This is a genomic window from Campylobacter sp. LMG 7929, assembly GCF_024723595.1.
GTDB lineage: Bacteria > Campylobacterota > Campylobacteria > Campylobacterales > Campylobacteraceae > Campylobacter_D.
Genome location: NZ_JANQCY010000029.1, coordinates 1 through 1,670, shown reverse-complemented (window position 1 = coordinate 1,670; position 1,670 = coordinate 1). Strand labels below are relative to the sequence as shown.

The 1,670-nt window shown below is 27.7% G+C and carries 1 protein-coding gene and 1 pseudogene; both read right to left on the bottom strand.

Annotated elements, in window-relative coordinates; genetic code table 11:
• Positions 1–513, bottom strand: a 513-nt coding sequence (locus CAMP5118_RS07905) for a two-partner secretion domain-containing protein (RefSeq protein WP_337217021.1), incomplete at its 3' end; no start/stop codon positions are given.
• A 24-nt stretch (positions 514–537) separates the two neighbouring features.
• Positions 538–1,670: pseudogene (locus CAMP5118_RS07900) on the bottom strand (hypothetical protein); the annotation flags it as partial.

The following is a 1,670-nucleotide window of genomic DNA, read 5'->3' as shown; positions in this document are numbered from 1 at the left end:
AGCATTAATAGTACCCATATTTACTACATTACCTGCTTTTTGTGGTTTAAATATAGGGGAAAAGCTTAAACCATCATTGAAATTTTTCATATCAGCAAATTTCCACATCTCCCCATCACTCATCGACGAAGTAGAAGCCACAAAGCGATTAGCATTGATAGTTCCTGTTTTAGTAATGATTACCCCATTAGGATTAATTAAAAAGACATTATTACCACCTGCATTTAATAAACCTTCTATGGTAGATTTACTAGTGCCATGAGCAATGTTTAGGTAGTTTTTATCTTTACCTCCAAAGTTTACACTTTCACCTTTACCTATACTAAAACCACCACCCCATTGTATGACTGAGTTTGGTCCTTTACCTATAATATTCATATTATTACCATTAGAAGTTATACTCCCACTAGTCCCATGAGTAAATTTACCTCCACTAGGTAAAGCCATTAGTGGAGAAAATAACATTGATACAGTTACACCTGAGAGTATGATGTGATTTGCTAGCTTTTTCATAATTAATCCTTTTTGAGTATTGCTTTAATTTAAATTCACTACTATGCTTTTTGCATCTTTACTTACACTTAGAGTGTATTTAGCTTTTTGAACTTTTGCTTTGATGTTTTTATGTAAGCTTTGATTGTTTTTAGTGATAGTTTCTAATAAGCTTTGTAAGTCTTTTTGATTTAAGTGTTTATTGTTTGCATCTACAAAGCCTTTTTCACTTTGCATTAAAATAAAGCTTTTATTTTTTACATTATTGTTTGTATATACATTAATAGAACTATCTTTAGAAAGATTAATAGCTTCTTTAGCATTTAAATAAGCTTTAGTATCATCTTTTAAGATAAAGCTATAATGATCAAAGTTATTAATAGTATTTGCTTTTATATTTGTATTTAATACTAAATGATTATTAGTGCCACTTTTATGCATTAGTGCTTTTGAGCTAAAATCATTTTCCATTCTAGTTTGTAAAAAGCTACCTGCTAATACTTCTATATTAGTATTATTAAAAATATTAGTATTACCACTTAGATATAAGGTATTGTCATAGCTTTTATCATTTTCACTATATACACCAGAAGCACTTATAAATATAGCTTTGTTGTTTTTATACTCATCTATATTTAAATTATTTATATGAGTATAATTATCATGAGTATTCTTAGCTATACCTGCACTAATTACTATCTCCCCTTCTCTTTTATCAGAAGCTGTACCTAGGGCTAAATTATCAAAGATAAAAGTATTATTAGCACTTTCAGTTTTAGCATTAATAACATAAACATTAGAACTAGCTGCACTTGAATAATCTTTAATGTTTAAAGTATTATTATTAGCATTTTCATTGGCTCTTAAAATGATTTTAGAACCTTTATCTATATTAGAAGCATTCGATAAAGATTGTACAAGATTATATTTTATAGTGTTTTTTTCTAAATTATCAGCTTCTATAATAGTAGTGAGGTTTCTACCTGATTTTACATTATCTAAAACTATACTATTAGCATTAGCACTACTTGCATAATAATCTTTATTATCCAAACTAACCTTACTTACTCCATATAAGTATAAAGGTATAGCTATGTTTGAGTTTTTAATAACAATGCTATTATTATTTGCTTTAGAGCTTAGAGTTTGTGCTGCTGTGATTTGAATTTTATCTTGAT